General features: G+C 46.8%; 19 protein-coding genes. 7 read left to right on the forward strand and 12 right to left on the reverse strand.

From position 1 onward, the window contains the following. Positions 1-62: 62 nt before the first annotated feature. Positions 63-1445 (reverse strand): adenosylhomocysteinase, encoded by a 1383-nt coding sequence (ahcY, locus tag PJI16_04865; GenBank protein MDT3776888.1) that lies wholly within the window; start codon positions 1443-1445, stop codon positions 63-65. 100 nt (positions 1446-1545) lie between these two features. Continuing rightward, a complete protein-coding gene (gene metK / locus PJI16_04870) occupies positions 1546-2697 on the reverse strand; it encodes a methionine adenosyltransferase (GenBank protein ID MDT3776889.1) in 1152 nt (383 codons plus the stop codon). Positions 2698-3465: 768 nt separating this feature from the next. Between metK and PJI16_04875 the strand changes: the two genes are divergently transcribed. The 5 genes from PJI16_04875 (at position 3466) to PJI16_04895 (ending at position 9793) form a co-directional block, all read left to right on the forward strand. Next, on the forward strand, positions 3466-5565 hold the full coding sequence (locus tag PJI16_04875; protein ID MDT3776890.1) for a universal stress protein: 2100 nt from the start codon (positions 3466-3468) through the stop codon (positions 5563-5565). After that, the gene (locus PJI16_04880) at positions 5558-6940 is read left to right on the forward strand and encodes a radical SAM protein (protein ID MDT3776891.1); all 1383 of its coding nucleotides are present in this window, start codon (positions 5558-5560) and stop codon (positions 6938-6940) included. The genes PJI16_04875 and PJI16_04880 overlap by 8 nt, the downstream gene beginning before the upstream one ends. Before the next feature lie 113 nt (positions 6941-7053). Beyond that, positions 7054-7467 (forward strand): hypothetical protein, encoded by a 414-nt coding sequence (locus PJI16_04885; protein MDT3776892.1) that lies wholly within the window; start codon positions 7054-7056, stop codon positions 7465-7467. A 416-nt stretch (positions 7468-7883) separates the two neighbouring features. After that, the gene (gene der / locus PJI16_04890) at positions 7884-9299 is read left to right on the forward strand and encodes a ribosome biogenesis GTPase Der (GenBank protein ID MDT3776893.1); all 1416 of its coding nucleotides are present in this window, start codon (positions 7884-7886) and stop codon (positions 9297-9299) included. 107 nt (positions 9300-9406) lie between these two features. Continuing rightward, on the forward strand, positions 9407-9793 hold the full coding sequence (locus PJI16_04895) for a cytochrome c (GenBank protein MDT3776894.1): 387 nt from the start codon (positions 9407-9409) through the stop codon (positions 9791-9793). Here PJI16_04895 and PJI16_04900 read toward each other — a convergent pair. From PJI16_04900 to PJI16_04910, 3 genes are all read right to left on the reverse strand, one after another. Further along, positions 9790-11193 (reverse strand): M20/M25/M40 family metallo-hydrolase, encoded by a 1404-nt coding sequence (locus PJI16_04900; protein ID MDT3776895.1) that lies wholly within the window; start codon positions 11191-11193, stop codon positions 9790-9792. The two genes, PJI16_04895 and PJI16_04900, sit on opposite strands and share 4 nt — an antisense overlap. Positions 11194-11300: 107 nt before the next feature. Continuing rightward, the gene (locus PJI16_04905; protein ID MDT3776896.1) at positions 11301-12431 is read right to left on the reverse strand and encodes a site-2 protease family protein; all 1131 of its coding nucleotides are present in this window, start codon (positions 12429-12431) and stop codon (positions 11301-11303) included. A gap of 50 nt (positions 12432-12481) precedes the next feature. After that, positions 12482-13333 (reverse strand): MBL fold metallo-hydrolase, encoded by an 852-nt coding sequence (locus PJI16_04910; protein MDT3776897.1) that lies wholly within the window; start codon positions 13331-13333, stop codon positions 12482-12484. Positions 13334-13726: 393 nt separating this feature from the next. Here PJI16_04910 and PJI16_04915 point away from each other — a divergent pair, with 393 nt between their 5' ends. Together PJI16_04915 and PJI16_04920 are read left to right on the forward strand one after the other, a co-directional pair. After that, a complete protein-coding gene (locus tag PJI16_04915) occupies positions 13727-14044 on the forward strand; it encodes a TRL-like family protein (GenBank protein MDT3776898.1) in 318 nt (105 codons plus the stop codon). Between the two features lie 755 nt (positions 14045-14799). Beyond that, entirely contained in the window at positions 14800-15441 is a 642-nt protein-coding gene (locus PJI16_04920; GenBank protein MDT3776899.1) for an outer membrane beta-barrel protein, read from the forward strand. 63 nt (positions 15442-15504) lie between these two features. Here the strand turns inward: PJI16_04920 and PJI16_04925 are convergent, their stop codons facing one another. The 7 genes from PJI16_04925 to PJI16_04955 form a co-directional block, all read right to left on the reverse strand. Then, positions 15505-17319, reverse strand: a complete 1815-nt coding sequence (locus PJI16_04925; GenBank protein ID MDT3776900.1) for a DUF4105 domain-containing protein — start codon at positions 17317-17319, stop codon at positions 15505-15507. 157 nt (positions 17320-17476) lie between these two features. Then, a complete protein-coding gene (locus tag PJI16_04930; GenBank protein ID MDT3776901.1) occupies positions 17477-17989 on the reverse strand; it encodes a DUF3015 family protein in 513 nt (170 codons plus the stop codon). Positions 17990-18150: 161 nt separating this feature from the next. After that, complete coding sequence (locus PJI16_04935; protein ID MDT3776902.1) at positions 18151-19245, reverse strand: methyltransferase domain-containing protein; 1095 nt, start codon at positions 19243-19245, stop codon at positions 18151-18153. Positions 19246-20751: 1506 nt separating this feature from the next. After that, a complete protein-coding gene (locus PJI16_04940) occupies positions 20752-21006 on the reverse strand; it encodes a hypothetical protein (GenBank protein ID MDT3776903.1) in 255 nt (84 codons plus the stop codon). Positions 21007-21282: 276 nt separating this feature from the next. Beyond that, positions 21283-21651, reverse strand: coding sequence for a response regulator (locus tag PJI16_04945; GenBank protein ID MDT3776904.1), 369 nt, complete (start codon positions 21649-21651; stop codon positions 21283-21285). Between the two features lie 171 nt (positions 21652-21822). Next, complete coding sequence (locus tag PJI16_04950; GenBank protein ID MDT3776905.1) at positions 21823-22068, reverse strand: hypothetical protein; 246 nt, start codon at positions 22066-22068, stop codon at positions 21823-21825. 157 nt (positions 22069-22225) lie between these two features. Further along, entirely contained in the window at positions 22226-22999 is a 774-nt protein-coding gene (locus tag PJI16_04955) for a HEAT repeat domain-containing protein (protein MDT3776906.1), read from the reverse strand. Positions 23000-23003 lie beyond the last annotated feature (4 nt).

The raw sequence follows: 23003 nt of genomic DNA on the forward strand, positions 1-23003 counted from the left end.
ATTTGTAATGGTCTTTGTTAAGAAGTCCCTTGAAGAAATATCAGAACTGCCTGAGCTATATTTTAATACTTGTAGCTGTCTTCTTTGAATGGTCCATTAACTGGGACGTGAATATAGGCAGCCTGAGTTTGGGTGAGTTTAGTGATAACCCCTCCAAAGCCACGAACCATATGGGCAGCCACTTCTTCGTCGAGATGTTTCGGTAAAACTTGCACTGTAATGGTTCCACCTTTTTGGTCTGCGAATTTCCGTTCGTAGAGGTATATTTGCGCGAGGACTTGGTTGGCAAATGAACCATCCATTATTCTGGAAGGGTGTCCGGTCCCATTTCCCAAATTCACCAGGCGACCTTCGGACAGTAAAATGAGGTGATCCTTGCTGGCTTTGTCACGATACACCGTATGCACCTGAGGTTTTACTTCTTCCCATTCCCAGTTCTTCCGCATAAAAGCAGTGTCAATTTCATTGTCGAAGTGTCCGATATTGCAAACAACCGCCCCAGATTTCAATGATTGCAGTATGGCTGAATCGCAGACATTCAAGTTGCCGGTAGCTGTGACGACCAAATCTGTGTTTTGAAGAAGGACGGAGTTGGTGTCTTCGACCTTGCCTGTATTGATGCCACCTTTGTAGGGAGAGACCACTTCATAGCCATCCATGCAGGCTTGCATGGCACAGATTGGATCAATTTCTGAAATTTTGACAATCATGCCTTCCTGTCGGAGTGATTGAGCGGAGCCTTTCCCGACATCGCCGTACCCAATTACCAGGGCTTTTTTCCCTGACAGGAGGTGGTCTGTGGCGCGTTTGATTGCGTCATTTAAACTGTGGCGACAGCCATATTTATTGTCATTCTTTGATTTGGTGATTGAATCATTCACATTAATGGCTGGAACCTTTAGTGTTCCATTTTTTAACATTTCCAATAAACGATGGACCCCAGTGGTTGTCTCTTCAGTGATTCCATGAATTCGCTCCAGCATAGCTGGATATTTTTTGTGGAGCATCATAGTCAAGTCTCCACCGTCGTCCAGGACCATGTTTGCATCCCAGGGTTGTCCGCCCTTTAAAATGGTTTGCTCCAAGCACCAATCATATTCTTCTTCTGTTTCACCCTTCCAGGCGAATACAGGAATTCCTTTTGCGGCGATGGCAGCGGCAGCATGATCTTGTGTTGAAAAAATATTGCAGGATGACCAGCGGACTTCAGCACCCAGTTCGATGAGCGTTTCAATTAACACTCCTGTCTGAATGGTCATGTGAATGCAGCCAAGAATTTTTGCGCCTTTTAATGGCTGGGACTGGCGGTATTTCTCCCGAAGAGCCATCAATGCCGGCATTTCTGTTTCGGCGATGCATAATTCTTTTCTCCCCCAATCAGCCAAACGGATATCCGCAACTTTGTAGTCAATCGGAGCGGTTTTGGTCATAGTTGCAGTGCTCATAGGAATTGTCTCTCCTTCTCTGTTTGAGTATTGAAGGTCTGTTGAAAAGGGGGAAGGTTTGGTCCCCTTCCCCATCATTCGGCGGGCTAGGCACTTGAAATTATAAGCCTGCGCCTTTTCGGAGCAAGCTGGCTTTGTCTGTCTTCTCCCAAGTGAATCCTGGTTCGTTTCTGCCAAAATGTCCGTATGCAGCGGTCCTTTTATATATAGGACGCCGCAACTTGAGGTGCTCAATGATACCCCTGGGGGTCAATGGGAAATGCTTGATGATGAGCTTTTCAATGCGATCAATAGGTGCTTTTTCGGTGCCCTTTGTATCGACCAAAACGGAAACCGGTTCGGCGACCCCAATGGCATATGCCAATTGTACTTCACATTTTTCTGCCAATTGGGCCGCAATGATATTTTTTGCAATATAACGGGCCATATATGAGGCTGATCGATCTACTTTACTGGGGTCTTTCCCTGAAAAAGCGCCTCCTCCGTGACTGCCAACTCCGCCATATGTGTCTACGATGATTTTTCTTCCTGTAAGGCCAGTATCACCCATGGGGCCACCGACGACAAATCGCCCGGTGGGGTTAATATGGAATTTGGTGGATTTTGGATTGAATAATTTCTTAGGCATGACGGGAATAATCACTTTTTCCATCACATCTTTTTCGATTTTCTTCGAAGTGACAGCATCGCTGTGTTGGGTGGAAACTACGATGGTGTCAATGCGAATAGGTTTGCCGTTTTTATATTCGATGGTTACTTGTGATTTTCCATCAGGGCGAACCCAGGGAAGTATGTTCTTTTTCCGAACCTCCGCGAGTCTTCTGGTAAGCCGGTGGGCCAGGATAATTGGCATTGGCATGAGTTCAGGGGTCTCATTCGAGGCATATCCGAACATCAACCCTTGATCGCCAGCGCCTCCAGAGTCCACTCCCATGGCAATGTCACCTGATTGGTTATGAATGGCGGTCAAAACCGAGCAGGTGCTGTAATCGAATCCCCATGTGGCATCTGCATATCCAACCTCCCGAATCGTTTCACGGATAATCTCAGGAATTTCTACGTATGCCCGGGTGGAGATTTCCCCGGCTACAAAGGCGATTCCTGTTGTCAGAATAGTTTCACAGGCCACCCTACAGTTCTTATCTTTGGCAATGATTGCGTCAAGAATGCCGTCGGAAATCTGATCGGCAATCTTATCGGGATGCCCTTCCGTGACCGATTCCGAGGTGAAAAGGAAATTGGTTTGTCTCATCGAGTTCCCCCTAACCAATTGCTTGAGCCCACATGTCCGTGCCGGGCATGGTCTCAGTGGTGAATAAAGCAAAGCGCAAAACATTCAATGTAGCGTAACTTAACCGCCTTCCGCAATTTTTGATATTGGCTATAGCTGAATTTTTGGTTTTATGCTGGTTAACTCCTTGTTTTCGACGTTTTCGGTGGGAGAATCGGTGAAACGTGAAATTCTCCACAACGAGCAGTTCCCCTAACCCTAATAAAGGAGTGCAAGGGTGAACCGGGCCCTGGCAATGAATAGATTTCTTTTTGATATGATTTTCCAGGAACACATATCGTCCTACACGCACCCATCGGATTGTGAAGGTTCCAGAGTCAGCCATCGCTCTTCGAACTTTTTGAGTCTTGCGTGCTTTTTGGTGGGAATTTGTATTAGGTTCGATTAGTGATAGTGTAGGGCACAAGCATTAACTGGTTTCATATTGAAACATTAGATTAGAAGTAAGCTAAGGGAAGGCAAGTAATTTTACGTGGTTGACCTGAATTTGGTAAGAACTGGGAAAACCCCCACAGTAGACTTTGAATTCCACTGATAAATATATGATATTTATTATCTCACTCATGTCAAGGTGGAAATGTTCATTGGGTTGCGTACCTAGAATTCTCAGTGGTAAGATCCGCTCTTATTTCGTGTGAAAAAACATCTGTTTATAAGCATTTCCCGGCGATTGAGACGTGGGTGTGATGCCGCTTTTTCTGAGGCGGAAATCTCTAAGGAGGCTTGTTGATGTACAAAACAATATATGTCCCGGTTGATAATTCAGACCATTCGAATATGGCTGTAGAACTGGGGGTGCAGTTCGCGAAAATTTTCGGATCGAAAATTGTGGGTAGTCATGTGTATGCGGCGAAGATGCATGATAAGCGGTTTAAGCAAATGGAGGCAGGTCTTCCTGAGGAATATCACGACGAAAAGGAGTTAGATCGCCAACGCCAAATACATGATTCCCTTATTACCAGAGGTTTGCAAATAATTACAGATTCATATTTGGATTTTGTCGATCAGAAATGCGCGGAAGCGAACATTCCTCTGGAGCGGCGCTCACTCGAGGGACGAAATTGGAAGGCGATTGCAGAAGATATTTCAAAAAATGGGTATGACTTGACCATTATGGGGGCCTTGGGGGTTGGGGCAGTGAAGGACTCTGTGATCGGCAGTAACACGGAACGTGTGATCCGTCGGATTCGTAATTCGGACATGTTCGTTGTGAAAGATACCAAACCCATGAATGGTGGGAAAATTGTGGTAGCTGTAGATGGGAGCCATTACTCCTTCGGCGGATTGAAAACCGCACTCGCCTTGGGAAAGGCGCTCAATAAGCCTGTAGAAGCGATTTCGGCATTCGATCCCTATTTTCATTACGCCGCGTTTCACAGTATTTCCGGTGTCCTGAATGAAGAGGCTGGAAAGGTGTTTCGATTTAAGGAACAGGAAAAGCTTCATGAGGAAGTCATTGACAGCGGGTTAGCAAAAATTTACCAGTCTCATCTTGATGTCTCTCGCGATGTCGCCCAGGATGAGGGCGCGGATATTAAGACAACTCTTCTTGACGGCAAAGCGTTTGAGAAAATCATTCAATACGTTCGGAAAGAGCAGCCATGGCTGCTAATCGTTGGACGGATTGGGGTGCATAGCGACGATGATATGGATATTGGCAGCAATGCCGAGAATCTTTTGCGTTCAGCTCCTTGCAATGTATTAATATCTAACAAGAAGTTTGTTCCTCCGATTGACACGCAGGCCGAATACACGATCGCATGGACGGAAGAAGCCTTACGGCGGATGGAAAAGATACCTGTCTTTGCACGGGGAGTGGCCAAGACTGCGATTCATCGATATGCTATCGAAAAGGGGCATACCATCATCAGTAATTCTGTCATTGATGATGCGGTTGGTGATATTCTACCCAAAGGGGCCATGGACGCCATGAAAACATTAGGCGGTACTCTCGATGCTGCTGGAGTCGATCGGAATGCCATGCAGGCAGGGGATGAGGTGGCGCAGGACTTGATGGGTTCCACCCTGAGCGGCATGATGTCTCAGGTGGTGGAAGAAAAGCCGTCGGAGGCTTCTGCGCCAATGAGCGCAGGGAACAAGTCGTATCTAGCTCGAATGTCCAGAGACTATTATGTTTGTGGTGGATGTGGATATATTGGGAAAGGCGATCAACCGGTGATGTGCCCTGTCTGTGGTCTGGATGGAGCACAATTCAAACAAGTAGATAAATCTATTTTTGATGCGGCTGCCAAGGCGGAAGGTGGCTTGGAAACCCAAGTATCATATGACGATATTCCTATGCAGTGGACGAAAGATGCTCGTGAAGCCATTCGAGCCGTTCCCGCTGGATTTCAACGCCGACGGGCAAAAGCGAAAATCGAAAAAACTGCAAGAAAACTTGGAATGACCACGATTACGTTGGAATATTCAGGAGCAATGATTCAAGAAGCGGCAAGCGAGGACTATACACCAATTTTTGCCAATAAAACGGCTGGGGAGACGGCACCTATGGTCTCTGAATCCAAAACTGAAAATACTGGCAATAATAATGGAGCCGACCCGTATGTGTGGGAGCCTGATGCCCTACAACGATTGGAAAGAGCTCCTGCCGGATTTATGCGTGATTGCACCAAAGCCTTAATTATCAAACATGCTGAAAAAATTGGTACTACAACCATCACTCTAGATGTGGCGAACCAGGGAATTGAACAAGCCAAAACTACTATGGAAGAAGCCATGAAAACTGGCAATGTCAAAGACATCGTGGCCAAGTTGACTGGCACAGGGGCTCCCTCGGAAGCTCAATCCGGAGCCGGACATAATGGGTAAGTCTCTGCCTGTTCTCAATTCATTCCTTAACACGCTGAATTCGTTAGGGGCCGGAGCAATTTCTAAGTTTGAATCATTTCGTCCAGACTCCGGAGCGCCTGGGGATGGTCGAACCGTGGATGATTTTAAGCCCTACCTCGTGGCTCTCAATTTAACCAAGCGTTGCAATCTCAAATGCGACCATTGTTATCTGGATGCCACAACGAAAATGGGTGGTGGGCAGGATGAATTGACGACAGAGGAATGTTTTCAGCTTATTGATCAGATTGCCCAAGTCAATGCCGGTAGTCTTCTTGTTATTACCGGAGGAGAGCCGTTGGTTCGTCCTGATATTCTTGAAATCGCGCGTCATGCAGTCGAGAAGCGATTTATGGTCGTATTTGGCACCAATGGTATGCTGATTGACGATAAGATGGCGAAAGCCATGGTAGACATTGGTGTGATGGGCGTAGGAATTAGTATTGATTCCTTAGATTCAGCAACACACAATGCGTTTAGAGGTTTACCTGGCGCATGGGAAGGCGCTATGGCTGGCATTGAAGCCTGCAAACGAAACGGTCTTCAATTTCAAGTACATTTCAGCGCACAGCCCATGAACTACAAGGAATTACCAGCGGTCATCGATTGGTCACACGATTTAGGTGCCAAAGTCTTAAATGTCTTTTTCATGGTGTGTACTGGACGGGGTGAAGAACTCACTGACATCACTCCTTCGCAATATGAAGAGGTCTTGACTTATATGGTTGAGAGCCAAGATAAATACCAGGACATGTTGGTTCGGGCGCGTTGTGCGCCACATTTCAAACGCTTGGCCTACGAAAAGGACCCAAATTCTCCCATCACCAAAGCGACAGGATATATGGGAGGAGGATGTCTGGCAGGCACAAACTATGCGCGAGTGACGCCAAATGGCGATCTCACGCCATGCCCATATATGCCCCTTTCTGCAGGAAACATTCGCGACACCAGTTTTGTCGATTTATGGGAAAATTCAGAAGTATTCAACTCCTTTCGCTATCCACACCTCAAGGGTAAATGTGGAGATTGCGAATACAGTGAAATTTGCGGCGGGTGCCGTGCTCGTCCTTATGTGGACCACGGGGATGCGATGGATGAGGATGAATGGTGTCTGTACACTCCCAAAGGGGGAGAAAAAATTAAAGTGGCCTTCAATATGCCGGAAGCCTCGTCGGTGGAATGGGAAGCCGACGCAGAAGAACGGCTCAGTCGGATCCCATATTTTCTTCGAGCCATGGTCAAAAAAGGTGTCGAGCGTCATGCCGTTGAACAAGGTCTTCCAATCGTGACCATTGAATTAATGGAAGAACTTCGGAAGCGTCGATTCGGAAATGAAAAACCTGTGTTTAAGTTCTAATGGAGTCCCTCCTCGGAGTTCTCACCGATCTTAATCAGATTATTCCCATCCTGGTGCATTGGTTGCACCTACTGTCTGCCGTGGTGTGGATTGGTGGTTTGGCGTTTCTTGTTATGGCCGTAACGCCCTGTCTCAAAAACACTGTTCCAAAACAATTTATCCGACCAATATCTGAAACCTTTTATCAGCAATATAAACGGGTGGTCGGGATTCTCTTGGTAGTTATCCTTTTTACTGGAGGATTCAATCTCCATTATGTCAGTGAGGGGATGGTCATGCAGTCTGGGGAAGGTGTCTCCCATCATGCCAAATACCTTACTGTTTTCTTTATTAAATTGTTCTTGGTGCTAGGAATTCTGACCATCTTTCTATACACCATTATCTTTAAAAATGAACCCACAGGTGGTGAGACAAGCGAAGAATTAGAAGAGATGGCCATAGAGCCAGTTCCATTTCAGCGTGTAGCATTGTGGATGGGGGTGTTTATCATACTTTGTGCGGCAGCGATGAAACATCTCCATGTGTAATTAATTTTTTTACATTGAATTTTGCATGGCGTAGTTTTAGAGGCTTTTCCCCTGCTTCAATCTTCTGAATAATTGAACCTACCAGTGGGATTGGCTGGGTTGACCACAAAAAAGCCTAACCCTTTCGAATACCTGTCATAGTTGATACCAAATAGCTAAAGAATTCGAAGGGATCCATTTCTCAAAATGGATCCAACTGCAGAAAAGATCTTCCTCGATAAATTACCGTGTGGCTGAGGAAAAATCAGGGTCTTAATGAAGGTTAATTTCCAGATAGTTGACTGGGTAGCTTTATCCAGGCTATCACTGGGCGGGTTCCTTTGATAAATCGTCTTGTTGATCTGGTAGACGACCGGACGCCTGAAAATTAATTTTCCTACCAATTTGCTCCACCCTATTAGGTTATTTGCTGTCCAATGGCTCGATCTTCCCGTTCTCGCACCCCTCGCTCCCGTACCAGACCATCTCTGGAATCGTCCCTATCGTCTGATCTGCCTGTCGAATTTCCCTTGGAACCACCCCCACATAGACCATTGGTAGCCCTGGTGGGACGGCCGAATGTAGGGAAATCTACGCTGTTTAATCGGATTGTCGGCCATCGCACGGCAATTGTAGATGATGTATCAGGGGTCACTCGGGATAGAAACACGGCAGAGTGCGATTATCAAAATCGGATATTCACGTTGGTCGACACCGGTGGGCTGGATCTGACCACCGACGATGTCATTGTGGAACAGATCAAATTTCAAACCCAAGCGGCTATTGAGGAGGCTGATCTGATCATTGCGGTCATGGATGGCCGTGTGGGGTTGTCTCCGCTGGATGCGGACCTGGTTAAGCTATTGCGACCGGTGACCAAGCCCGTTTTTCTGGCGGTCAACAAGATTGATACTCCTCAGGCTGAACCGCTCTTGGCCGATTTCTACAAATTAGGGGCAAAGGAGATTTTCCCTATTTCGGCCGAAGGAGGATTAGGAGTGGATGAATTACTGGAAGCCCTTTTGCCCTATCTTCCTCAAGCCACCGAGAATGAAGTCCAAAGAGAGATCCCAAGGATTGCGGTGGTGGGTCGACCCAATGTGGGTAAGTCGACGCTGGTCAATGCCATTCTCGGTGAACAACGACTCATTGTTAGTGATATCCCAGGAACGACCCGCGATCCAATTGATTCAATGGTCAGTCTTCATGGGCGACGGTATATCTTTACAGATACGGCAGGTCTCCGGCGAAGGGGGCGGATCGAGCGTGGAATTGAAGGCTATAGTGTCGTGCGAGCCATTCGAGCGTTGGGACGATCTGATGTTGCCGTGCTGGTTTTGGATGGGGTAGAAGGAGTCACAGAACAAGATACGAAAATTGCCGGCTTAATCAGTAAGCAAGGGCGAGGCTGTATTATCCTCGTGAATAAATGGGACTTGCGCGCGGATGATCGTGAGGCGTACCCCGCCTACAATCTTGAATTAGCTCGGCGGTTTCCATTTTTTACCTATGTGCCGGTTGTCTTTGGTGCCGCCATTCAATCGGAAACGCTCACGCGAATCTTTCCAAAGATTGATCAGGTAGTGGCAGATTTTTCCAAGCGTATTCAGACCCGTAAGCTGAACCTCTTTGTTCAGGAACTTCTGGAAAAAAATCCCATGACGTTGGTCCGAGGCAATCCAAAAAAATCCGTATTTATCACTCAGGTCGCGACCAAGCCGCCTACCTTTGCGTTATTTGTTAAATCCGCACCAAAAGTTCCAGCCTCCTACCTCCGTTATCTAGAAAACTCCATCAGGACGGAATATGGTTTTGAGGGCATTCCGCTCCGGATATTGTTGCGCAGTCAATAAAAAATAAGGAACACTGGAAATCACGCGAGTTCCCTAAGTGAAGCATCGTGAGTCAGACAGGCTAGAAATTTTTGAAGTTCAGAGATTCATGCAGTACAATTTGACGGATGAATCGGTTGCTGTGGATATGCGTCCTGATCCTTTTAGGCTTTACCGCTTCCTATGAGACAAGGGACGTTGAAGCGCAACCCGAAGGGAAGCAGGGGCGAGACCTCTATCGTATTCATTGTCTGGAATGTCATGGGGCGGAAGGACGGGGTGATGGTCCACGGGCGGCCCTGTTGGCCCCTCGCCCCGGAAATCTAGTTTCGGCAGCCACCTCTACCAAAACCGATGAAGAACTCCTTGAGATCCTTGCCAATGGAGTTCCCCGAACGGCCATGCATGGCTGGAGTGATCAATTGTCAGAAGAGCAACGGCGCAATGTCCTCGCCTACGTTCGAACCCTCGTGCATTTTCATGACCTATCTTCTCCTCCTTCTCCAGGACCTTAGCCTGTTGTCGGTTTGAGGCGGGTCTTGGATTTATCCGGTCGCATCCGACTCAAGTGATCGAAGTAGTGCACGAAGGCTTGTATCCCCCCTGAAGCTTGTCCCCAATCGAAATATTCATTGGGGGCATGGTACCCATGTTCGGGTAGGCTGAGACCCATAAACAGAATCGGGACCTTCCAGGCGCGTTGTAACACCGCAATGGCCCCAATAGATCCACCTTCCCGCACAAACACCGGTCGGCGTCCAAAGCCCTGGGCTACCGCCTCTTGCAGCGCCTCCGCATAGGGGCCATCGGAAATTCCATGATAGGGTTCCAGTTCTCCATCATTAATCACTTCAATATCAGGATTGCGGGCACGAAGATGTTTTTTCAGGAGTCGGAAAATTTTTGAGGGATGTTGATTTGGAACTAATCGCATACTCACTTTGAGTTCGCCACAGGCCGGCACAATGGTTTTGACGCCTGGTCCCATGTGCCCACCCGTTAATCCATGCACTTCAAAGGTGGGAGAGGCCCAGATCCGTTTGAGTAAATCTTGAGGATCGGAGGTTCGAAGCGATCGCAGTTGATAGGCCTCTTTAAAAAGGCGAACCTGAAATCCTGATGCCAGAAAATTTTTCATTTCGGTTCGGGTGGGCGGGACGACATCATCGTAGAATCCTGGGATTTTCACGCGTCCGGTTTTCGCGTCCAAGCAGGAATAGGCGGCGTCACATAATTCAGCCAAGGGATTGCGCGCCCCGCCGCCCGTGAGACCGGAATGAATATCGGTTTCCCCTGTGCGAAGCAGCAACTTGGCGACCAACAAACCACGAAGCCCACAGGAGAGGGCCGGGCGATCCTTCGCCACCCAAATCGTGTCGGACACCAGTACCGAATCAGACGGTGGGACAGCTTTACGGTTTTGAAGGACCTCGGGGAAATTCGGGCTGGCAATTTCTTCCTCCAATTCCCAGAGGATCCGAATGTTTAGGGGAATGCCGACTTCTCTTGCGAATTTTGCAGCAAAGAGGGCGGTTAACGCCGGGCCTTTATCATCCGTTGCCCCACGGCCACAGTACCGATCACCATCCTTTTTAAAGGCAAAGGGAGGCTGACGCCATTCGGGTTCTTGAGCCGGTTGGACATCGAGATGATTGTAAATGGTCAGACTGGGGTGTTGTCGACCGGCCACCCATTCGCCAGCTACGCTTGGGTAACCCTTGGTGTTCACGATAGAGGCCTTGGCTCCAAATTGTTCCAGGTATTGAACGGCTAATTGGGCCATTCGGTGCATATCGTGGGCATGCTCAGGGTCTGAACTTACTGATGGCACTTCTACCATCTGACCTAAAAGGTCTTCAAAGTTGGGGCGCTGATCTTGAATGTAGGTGTGTAATTGGGATTGATAATCACTCATGAGATGACGGTTCCTTTTCGTGAGTGGGCTGAGAGTGCAAGTACGAAAACGAGAGTCGGGAATACGGATGGCATTCCAAAAACAACGACAAGGGGGCTAGCATGTCGTCATCCAACTGAAAACGGCACCGGAGCAAAAGTCACAATGAAAATAGCCAAGGCCGCCCAGGCGACCCATCGCCGGTGTTTACCCAAAACCGTGTGCGGGTCCATAACTGGCGGGTGGGCAATCCCGACAAGGCTGGCCAATCCGACCCAGAGAATCCACCCAGGCCAACCCGTGAGGCCCAAATAAATGAGGATGGGAATCGTGCCCAATGCCAGGGAGCGTTGTCGACGGCCTAATACCGCAAATGCCACATGGCCTCCGTCCAATTGCCCCAAGGGTAATAAATTAATCGCGGTGACGAAAAACCCGAACCACGCGGCAAAAGCAATCGGATGGAGCACAATATCGTGCGTGGGTGGAATTGGGCCAAACATGAGCCAGGCAAACCATTGCAGCAGGAGAGGTTCGCCCAACTGTAACCCATACGTTTGGGATCTGGGGACGATATGGGAGAAAGAGAGGCCGATAATAATGGCAACAACTGCGGCGATAAATCCGGCAATGGGACCTGCAACGCCAATATCAAAAAGCGCGCGACGATTCATGATTGCGGATCGCATGCGAATGACCGCCCCAAAGGTACCAATGAAATGTGGGGGACCGGGAATGAACAGCGGTAAGGACGCGGGAACACGATGGATGCGGGAGAGAAGGTAATGCCCGAATTCATGGGTGACGAGGATTCCTAATAGGGTTGCGGCAAAGGGGATCCCATTGACTAAAGAGCCGGGATAACGCATTAAAAAATCCCAGGCCCCGTTGACTGGTTTCATATTAACCTGAAATGCTCCTGCCCAGAGTGTAGTAAATATGGTGAGCCCAAAGAGCAAAATAGGAAGTCCCCATTGGGAAAAGGCGCTGGGAGTTGGAGGTGGGAATTCATCCACCTCATCTCGAGAGTCGAGCCGGTCAGGTTGAATTGAATGCCAATGACCTATTCCGCGGGAGGATGTTTCGAGTGTGCGTTCTCGAAGCATGGCGTCTTTGGAGATTGGCATGATCAGAGGTGGAGGGGAAATTGGGTTAGTTGAAGGCAGTGAATCGGTGGGAGCAATAGGATTCAATAGAGAAGGTGGGGGTGTTGGGTTGTTCTCCGAAGGCGTTGAATGTGTAGGCGATTCGTGATCCATTAACACGTCCTTATTGAATGCCAAGCCAGGAATTGGTCTGATATTCAATATTAGGCAAATGGATTGTGCGCTTGTTCCTCAAGCACTGTCGTGGAGGGACCATGGCCAGGAAACAAGGCGGTGTCTTTTGGTAAGTGTAACAGGGTATGGCGAACGGATTGCAAATGCCGTGGATACAGGGAAAAAGGGTTGGAGCGCCCTACCGACCCGGAAAAGAGCGTATCTCCCACAAAACACAGGGTTTGGCCTTTGAGCGATAACAGGTAGCAAAATCCTCCAGGGGTATGGCCCGGGGTGGCCAAGCATTCAACCGTCAAATCCCCCAGGGCAATCATCTGATGGTCGGCTGGTATTTTTATTGAGGCGTCAGGCGGCGTCCAGGGGAGCAGGTCGAAATCGCCATTACCCAGATAGACCGGCACTGGCCATTGAGCCAAAATCTCTTTCAGCCCTCCCGCATGATCCGTATGCCCATGGGTGAGGCAGACGCCGATCAAGGTCAATTCACGTTGGGAGATGCTCGAAAGCATCTGTTTGGCATTGTACCCAGTATCAATCATAATGGTCTGGTTGGTGACCGGATCAGTTAATAGATACCCTTTGACTTCATACCCGCCAATATCGCCTTTGATGGTCTGAACAAGATCGTGTTCAGTCGTCCACTCTGGTTGCGGTTGAGGTAACCATCCGTCCAAAGTCAGGTTAATCAGGGGGTCAACGCGTAGGTGCAAGGCCTGGCTGATTCCATGAATTTCGCTTTTGGTCGGAGTTCGGTTACCTTTCTCAAGGTCCTCCATGTCGGCCTGCTCCATTTTCGCCAATTCCGCCAGGGTCTCAATCCCCAGCCCTTGCCCAAAACGAGCCTTTTTAATGATATCGCAAAATTCATCTTCTAAACTCATTTACATGCTCAAATTGAAATTGGCTATGGTGATGGAAGTTCCCTCTCTTGGCTTGCTGCTTCATCTAATCAAAAAAGAGGGGCCTGGGGAAAGGGCTATCTGTCTTTTTTTGAATCAGGACGGTTGACCCATTTGAGATGTTCTTGTGAGAGGGGCGTATTTTTCGATGAAAAATGAGTAGGGGTTCATTGCTTCACATAAGGCATTTCTCCAAAATGGAGAGCGTGTCAACGCTTCCACAAGTCATGATACTTTGCAAATACCGATCCTTTATCGAACTCTGGGGTGGGAATTTTTTCTTGACATTAATAGGGGAATAGGCTACTTAAATGAAAACAATTATCTGGGATAAAGTGCCACTTACAATCCAATAACTTTAATGGGAGGCAGGAAATGAAAAATCTGCTAATTGCTGGTTTTTTAGGGTTTTGTTTACTCAATTTGACCGGATGTATGGGGGTAGCCTCACCTGTTGCAGGATGGGCCTATACTGAAGCTAAATTCGGCAACCAAGTTACTGATGGCGCTGCTGGGACTAAAACTGGAACAGCCTGTGCAACTTCAATTCTTGCTATGGTTGCGACAGGTGATGCTAGTCAGGAAAAGGCCATGGCGAATGGTGGAATAACTCAGATTACCTACGTTGATCATTCTGCAAAAAATATTCTTGGAATCTGGGGTGAGTGGTGCACTATCGTGCATGGTTCGTAATCGGTTAGTAAATTAATTTTTTTGTGGGATTGTCCTAAGGGTGACTTAGGACAATCCCTTTTTTTTTTCCGGGAAAAGTAGTCCAAACACCTAGACCTAGATAGTGATGGTAATTTTTATTGCATAGGCCAGTTTCTCAAACTATAAAGTACATGCCTCTATTTTCAGATAGGCTCTTTCCAGCCAAAGGGGAAAGCCTGTTTTTGCATTAAAATCTTCGTGGCCATACTGTGGGATAATTTAATTGACGAGGTTCCTCTTCGCTCTGCTTTGTTCTTGTAGAAACTGCTGAATAGCCAATTCTCTCCCCCTACTGGCTTTTCGTAAAAGCCATAGGACTAAAAACCTCCCGCCCCACAACTTTTTTGAGCGTCAGTTCCCCTCGAGGCCCAGTTTGGTCCCTGATACTCTGGGAAATGTGCACCATTTGCCAAGGCAAAAACCTTCGGATCGGCCCAACACAGCAGATGGACGTAATCCCTCACTGCCTAGGCGGGCAAGCTCTATGTCGTAGGGTTTGGCAAGGCTGAGCGTTACCTCCGCATTGACGCCAATCAGATCATTATCCAACAAAGAATCCGGCGGTTTTTCATTTGGCTGAAGAATATAATGGTGAAAAAGGATGGGACCAAAAGAGGCGAATTTCATTTCCTAGTGTGTTTTCTTGACATATTAGGCAAGAGCACCTGGAATATAATTTCAGGCGATCTAAGGTTTCTTAAGCATGTTGATTTAGAATTTACTCGGAGAGAGAGTTGTATTTTTCCATAAAATTTGTATTGCTCCTTTCCTGGGTTGTGGCAATTTTTCTTCCCTGTCGTTTGGAGGCTTTGGATGACATTGAGATTTATTTGGCGGGCTATGGTATGGGGTCACAACCTTTAAATAAGGGAGTTTCGTTTAAAAGCAGAGAGGTTTCAGGCGAGAAGCTGAATGGAGATCCTGGTTTGGGATTTAAGGTAGGGTTCTTCCCTCATTTTGCCAGTGGATTCCTTGGTCTTGAATTGGAATCATTTGGAAATAATAATTCAATCCGTTTTCCCATAGACAGTAGTTTGAGACCGACAAAGGGTAACAGCAGCCTTATAACTTATCAGTCCATGGTCAATCTTATCGTGCGATATCCAGGGACTCTGTTCCGACCGTATGCGGGCATAGGAGGCGGGCTTTCAAACGGAATTTTAAGAAATGCCGATATTCCAGGAAGAAAAGATAAAAATTTTGAAACAGGAACGGCTCCTGGATATCAGTTTCTAGGAGGCATGCAACTATTCATTACCGAACGATGGTTTGTATTTGGAGAATACAAATATTTCTCTGCGAATTACCATTGGAAGGAACTTTCCTTAAATTTCAGGAGTGAATATTTTTTGGGGGGCATTGGTTTTTTGTTTTAGGTTTTATGTTTCTGTTAAAGCTTTTGCGAAGTAAGGCCCAGGCAGGCCTGGGCCCTTTGGGAGTTAGAAATATCCGTGAAGAACAGTGAGAACTTCATTGTCACGATCATGGTGAGTGAACGTGGCGCGCACCGCGAAATTTTTGGCAAATGTCCATCGTTGTCCCACAGAAACAGGGATGTCATGCGATCGATCTCCAAGGGGATAATACAAATATCCTGCTGAAATGAGCCATTTCCATCTCGGAGTGATTGTGGCCATCACGCCGCCAGATATTCCTCCCCCCACTCGATGATTTTCTTTGTACGCGCCACTGACGTTGGCATCTATCTCCCCAAGGAGAAAAAAGACCTCCCGTTTAAAGATCTGAGTTTCTTGGGCTCCACCGATTCCTGCATTAATGTTTCCGTTAGAACAGAGGTCGCAACTTGAGGTCTTGACGGTGTCCATTCCAACATTAAATTTCCATGAGGGCGAAATGAACAAGGAATCAATGGGGGCCAAGGAGAGGATATTTGCAAAAGTAAAACGTTCTACTCGAAATTGATTTCGGCTGTGATAATGCCTCAACCGTAAATCAAGTAATTCTATTTGGGCATCTTGGGTATATCCTGCGTCAGGATCTAGGAGATCGTGATAGGCGGCTCGGACGCTGATTTCTTCGAATATCTCATGGTTTCTCCACCCGAATCCCTCGCCGACTCTTAGTGAATTGTGTCCGTGATCGGGGGAAAGGGAAAATGGCTCCACATGAAAGGAGGGCGAAGGTATTTTTATTTGACTGCGCGTCACTAATATAGATCGATTTTTGGCCTTATAGTCTTCAGACTTGTCTTGATCGGTTGCGGCTTTATATCGTAATACGTCTGATGCGAAATCCAGAAGAAAAATTTGGCGATTCCTTGGTAGTTGGCGAAATTCAAATCGCTCTGTCAAATGAGGATCGTTGAGGAGTTTAGGAAGTAACGAGGTTTCTTGTTTCTCCAAATCGCTTCGCTTTCTTTTAAGCAGAGTGCTGCGAGCAGGTCGGTACACGCTCTCTTTGACCAATCCTTTGTAACGAAAAAGGAGGCGAATGGTGTTGCCTGGAATCGTAGCAAAATGAAACTGATCGGTCAGATGCAGATTGGGATCGGCCACTTCCAATAAAGAGAGGATATGGTACGCACAATTTTCTTTAAAGAAGTAATAGTCGAAATAGGCATTCCCTAATTCCCACACATGCATCAACAGCCGATGAATTTGATCGGGAGAAAAATTCAAGCGATATTCCCAGATGTCTCGATTTTCAATGTCTCCGTATTCTTTGACTTTCATATAATAGGGAATAGTCGAAAAAAACCCTTTGTATCCTCCAAATACTCCTTTGTAAGCGTATTCAATTCCAGGATTGGGCGGCACCTCTGCCGCATAGTTAATCGTATAGGCGAGAATCCGTGTTTGTTCGGTTTGGCCTTTTGGATCAACTCTGAGGAAAGTGTGCCCAAACATGGAAGCTGGGTTCCCCATAAAGGCTGAGGGGAAAATCATGGAAATAAATTCGGCATCAAATTCATCATACCAATGATGAAACCGTTCACATTCGTGAGAAGGGAGTTTAGCCTCTTCAAATTTTAATTTTTCTTTCAGCCAATGATAGCGGGCGACAAAGGCGCACTGGGCAGGTTGTTGTGACCGACCGACCAATTTATCAGAAAAAAAGAAGGAAATTGTTGCCCGTAACTCAGCCTCGGGATCTTCTTTCCCATTTTCTGATAGGAAAAACCCTGGATCATCCACTTCGCTGGTGTGACCACCAAAGAGGCTTGGCTGGTAATGAAGTAAGAGGTGCCAGTAGCGTTGCTCATGGAGTTTGTCCCTGACGGCTTGCTCATTCAATTCTTGAAGATACAGTGGGGTTGCCCCTTGTATGGGGGAGACAAAAAAATGGAAAGAAAATAGCCAAAGGCCAATAAGAAGGCGTATTACCACATGCGGGGAGAGAAAATTGAGAGACGATAAGGCTCCGCCTCTAAGAGCCGGAGCCTTTCGGAATTTACTTGTTGGTTGTGGTTTGGGCTAAAATAATGTGGCCCTGCATCGCGTTATTTATTGCTTTCACAACGGCTTTCGGTGAACTTTCTCCGGCTTGCACCAGAGTCGAATATTTCTCTTGCGTCATTGAAAAAAACTCTGGGTGCTGTTCTTGAGGTATCCCCATTAATGTGGCTAGTGATGTCAAATGTTCTCCTTGGCCTTGCGCCATTTCTTGGGATAGGTTGTCGAAATTCAGGGCTGTAAACACATTGACTTTTTCGGATGCAAAAATTTTCCCATCATTGGTGCAACCGGAAGTGCCTGAACTGATTGCAAAAGTTTGAAAGCCGGTACCATTGGTGGTGGCCATCAGGACCTGACCACCAATGCTTTCATTTTGGCTGGACTGTTCCCACGCGAGTTTCCCTAATCCGCAACCTGGACCATTGTTTGGGGGATTCCCTAACGCCATGCCTGACATTCCCATGACCAGAAAAAATGTTGACACCAATGCCAATGGTTTTTTTGCCATGCTTTCCTCCTAATTTGGTGGTGAGAGATAAAGGAATTGTTTTACGACTTGTGAAGATGATTATAACAAATGGAAGGCTATTGGAAAGTCAAAATTTACACAAACATGTTCATTCCCCATTGACGCCTGACGGGAGCCCCTCTGGCTAGTTTATTTTGTGTTCAGACTTCAGTGGTTGAATATTCCCTGTTGGTCAAAGCAGGAATATTTCGTGATGCGTCAGCCGGAGAATGGTGACTGGTTGTGGATAAGGAAGGAATTCTAGCTGGCTTTAGATCAGGGCATTTCTCGATGAGTTGTCTGAGCGTTCGATGGCCTTCTTCGTAGCCAGGGTGGAGGGTGATGATTTCTTTCATGGTGGCAAAAGCTTTTGGTAGCTGTCCGGTTTTGATTAATAATGCTGCCAACCGTAACCTTCCTTCTAAATTTACCGGATTCTTATTGACCAGCATTTGCAACGTCTGAATTCCTTCTTGATAGTTGCCTGCATCCGCGCAGTGGTCGGCATAAATGCCATAAAGATGGTTATCCCATTCAGAGACAAAGTGCGGTTGTTTCAACTCCTCCCAGTCCATTGGGACAGGGGTGCTTATTGGACCGATCTTTTGTGCCAGTCGGAATCGATGGCTGTGTGGGTCAGATAATTCTGTGAATTCGGGATCCGATGATGGATGAAAACCTAGGCCGTTCCGCCTAAGGCTTTCCTCAATTTCCTGATTGGAATACGACCGTATCCCAATGGTGTCCTCGAGAGGAACGTCTTGAAAATGGCCTATGGGCAGTTGAAAGACCAGATACCCCTTAGGAGTCAAGACGCGGTGGATTTCTCTCAGGTACCGTTCAAATACAGGACGAGGCATATGCTGAAATGTGACATAGGAATAGACTAGATCAAATGAGGAGTGAGGAAATTCCAAAAGATCCACCCCAGAGGTTTCATATGTGTGGATATGGGGAAAGTCAGCTAACCATTGTTTGCTCTGGGCAATCATTGCGGAAGAGACATCGACACCTACTAAATGATGAAAATGGGAGGCGAGGGCTTTGAGGACTCTGCCAATGCCGCATCCGATATCTAAAACATTCCACGACGGCAGGTGAGGGACTGGGAGAGTTGCCAGCAAGGCCTGGGCAGTGTTTTTTCCTGATTGAGTAAACATTTCCTCTGTGTGGTAAGCCTCGGTGGCAATCCAAAATCTGGCATGGTGTTGGGCTCGTTCGTTCCAGTCATGTTTCATTTTTTCCGCAATGTTCATAGGTTTCCTCGCCTCCATCAGTTCGAGATATTGCACCTGGTCCAATGTTGAACTTTTTCTCTGTGTGCTTGGGTATGTTGATGTATCCGTACGAAAGGCTCTGCTTGTTTAATGATAAGCTTTCCATGCTTTGTCTTGTGACAAAAGGTTTAGCAAGTCCGTTGCCAACTTCATTGGAGAGGGCATGTCATATATCGGGCTCACAATTTCCAGAATGTGCTGGTGAAATGCGCATTTTTGAGAGAGAAAGAGTTTATTCAATGTGGAGAAGGCAATGGGCAAGAGATTCTTGTGAGTGGAAAGGTATGCCGAGTTTTAAAATTTAATGACTAGGTTAATGTACTTGTTTGCAGATATTTTCGATCAGATGGTGGATGAACTTTAGTAGGGCAGGCTTTGTAATGGGGCGTCAATAAAAAACGGGACTTCCAAGGTGAGAGAAATATGAAGATTTGAGCGAGGAGTGAATAAGTGTGTACTAAGCGAACACATCAATACGAGAGGATATAGCATCCGTTGGTTTTTCAGACGGAATCCCGTCTTCTTTGGTTTTGGGTGCATTTTTTTGCGGGCTGCCGCTTCAATGGTATTGGCTGACCCGTATTGGCTGACATGGCCACCGTCCGATCCTGGGCTGAAGATCTGCAGGTGCTAGGGCTGCTGGTCGAATTTACTGGGCTTTTTGTATGGTGGATTGTGGATTACCTGGGATGAGAAAAGTGGCAATACTGACTTCACCTCCGACCGCATAGAATTTCCCATCAGACCCTCGTTGAAAGGAAAATCTGGCCGCACTTTTGGCTAGTCTTCCTGATGCTGCTATGTTTGCCTATTGGTTATTTCTAACATCACGATCGCTATTCTGGAGTTCCACGATTTTTTTTTGTATGGAGGGAGTAACTTGTGATTGTTTGGCCTTGTGCCCGTCAGAATGGTTTTGGAGGGCTAATAGAGAATTCTGGGGTGAAAAGGGTGAGGTGGAAGAGGATATGTTCATTAGGGAAAGCCTGTTCACATTAATTTCGGCTTTTTTGGGGAGATAAATTGACTCATTTTTGGCCAATGGTGGTGGATTAATCGTATAAATAGAACGCCTAAAAAAAGTTTTGCGGGGGGTGGCGCAGAAACAGTGATGTCCGAAAATTGGTTTGGATATATCGTCCTGAAAACGGAAGCAGGCCATCCCTTTCCACTCTAATGGCCGCGTCCCAGGCGGTTCTTAGGTCAAAAACCTACTACCACGCGTTCATGCTTCGGTTTTAGAATGAGGAATTGGAGACGGGAACGGGAGATTCAATTGTTCCTTTCTTATTTTTCCGATAAGACAATGCCTATTGAGAAACTAATGAAAAAATTAACGCAGATTCATTTTCCTATTGCACAAATGGCAGGCTTATTAATTTTGTCTGAGAGTCCGCTTGAAGGTCTCAAGTGGAATAGGGCTCCCGTGGCCATTGTTTCACCTTAAATTGTTTTGCTTCCGGGGGATTGAAGGATTTTTATTTTCTAACAGTGCCGGCGCAATTGTTTTGTGATCTTCTTTGTGTCCAAAACAGGCTTTGCGGGCCATAGAGTCAGAACCGCAAGGAAGATACTTGAAAAAACAAGTAGTAGAAGTGTGGTGGTGGTGTCTGGTCGCTGGATCTGTTCGAAATATAAGGTTTGCGCATTTGCCAAAACCTTGTCAGCAGCAGATACCCCGCCCAAGAGTATCATGGTCATGAGGGACCCAATAATCATTCCTCCGAATATTTTCAGCATGAGATCACTCCTTTTGTTGAAGACGAAGGTCAACGAGAAAAATTTTCAATCTCTTGGGTCAACCTCTTCCCAAGGCGGGGAAAGGATTTGTGTTGGGAAGTAAATCCATCCCCTGGTGAAGAGATATAGAGAAAAAGGTTAATGGGTAAATACCGCTAAAGGATTGGAAGTCTAGCACTGATTAGGAAGGCTATGGAGTTAAGGGGGAGCTTTTTTCTTATCGAGGAAGGGGAGAATACCGTTTTAAGGAGAAGAGCCGGATGGCAAAGACCAGACTTATTGGTCTAACGCTAGCTGAACCATAGACAGGAACTGACTAAAATTACAGGGTTTATCTAAAATAGCAAAGACTCCTGCCTGGCGCGCACGATGTTTATCCTGTTCTTTCAGATGTCCACTGAGTAAGATGACGGGGGTTTGGATGGGTTCTTTCTCTTGCAGCTTGATTTGGTCAATGAAATCTAGTCCTGCCAGAACCGGCATTTGATTGTCGGAAATGATTAAGTCAGCTCGGTGAGTGGATAACCACGCGATGGCCTCCGATCCATTGCTGGCCTCAATACATTCTAATTGTTGGGATTCCAGGACTAGGCGAAGGGCTTCCCGAGCATTGAGATCATCATCTACCAGAAGGACCTTTTTCATGTTCTTGTTCGCTTATTTAACCCGTTCTTCAATCTTGAGCTATCACCTCATTATTCTAAATGATCAGAACGTCACATTGTCCACCCCCCGAAGAGACTAGCCGTTTTTTTACGAAAGCTCCAGAGTTTATCCTCCCCAGGATTATTTTAAAACCGAGTTTTGGATTTTTCGTTATTGAGAAGAAAGAGGGATAGCCGTATAGCCTTTAGACTCCAGGCACCCTTCTAAGGAATAAATATCCTTTTCCCTTTGAGTGCTTCCTGTTGAGAGCAAAGCTTCCTCGCAATCCGATTTATCACGGGTAAAGGTTTCCTGGGAGGTGCCAGACCTGTACCACTTCACCGGGTCTGAGGCACAACTCACGCTCGAAAGTATTGTCATTAAGCCTATGAGCAGATTTATTTTTATTTTCTTCATGTATTGCCTCGTTGAGAAAAAGAAGGCGAATTGTAATAACTTTATCTCGAGTATTCAATCAGGCGCATTGAATATGGAAAGATTCTAATCTAGAGACAGTATTGACTGGGAATCTGAGAGAATCATGAATAGGTCGACCAGGAAAAATTGGTGGAGATTAGGTATTCGGACCAATTTGGACAAGAGCCCAGGATGACCAAAAATGCACATTGGGGGTCGGGTCTGTTTCCATGGCTTGTTTCAGTGCAGACACATCCGCACTGGTTCCCAATTTGCCTAAACGAAATGCGGCTTCCGATCGCACTCCCACGCTTGGGTCTTGGAGAAGATGGGTGCGTAAGTATGGGAGTCCTCTGGGATCACCTAATTCACCGAGCCCTGCAATTGCCGATTGACGTGTGAGAGAATCTGGACTTTCCAGAGCTTGGAGATACACGGAATAGGAAAATGGAAATTCAAAGTGAGCGAGAGATTGGATAATGGTTCTTTGGGTGTCAATTGTGGAAATAGCGTAGGCTTCGGTTAATACCTGCAATAAATCCTCATGCACTGCTGTTCGACCCAAGGCCAATACCACAGCTTTTTTGACTGAATCGGATGGATCTGTAAGGTGCTGAACCAATGCAACTAGAGACTGATCCGATAAGGATTCGGCCATTGTTCCCAAGGCCCATGCACTTGATTGTCGAACCTGGTCATCCGGGTCCGATAAGGCGAGAACAAGGGCTGGTACGCTCTGAGGATCACCAATTTTCCCTAGTGATAAAGCTGCGGTCCGTCGAATATCAGGCTGAGTATCGGTCAGAAGTGGAATAAGTCGTTCGGTGACAGTTTCGGGTGGTTCAGGTGGGGATTCAATAACACATCCAATGAGTCCATAGAAACAAATGGCTCCGATAAGGATAGCAGGACTGGTAGGGAATGGTAGCAAGAAA

The organism is Nitrospira sp. MA-1 (assembly GCA_032139905.1).
GTDB lineage: Bacteria > Nitrospirota > Nitrospiria > Nitrospirales > UBA8639 > Nitrospira_E.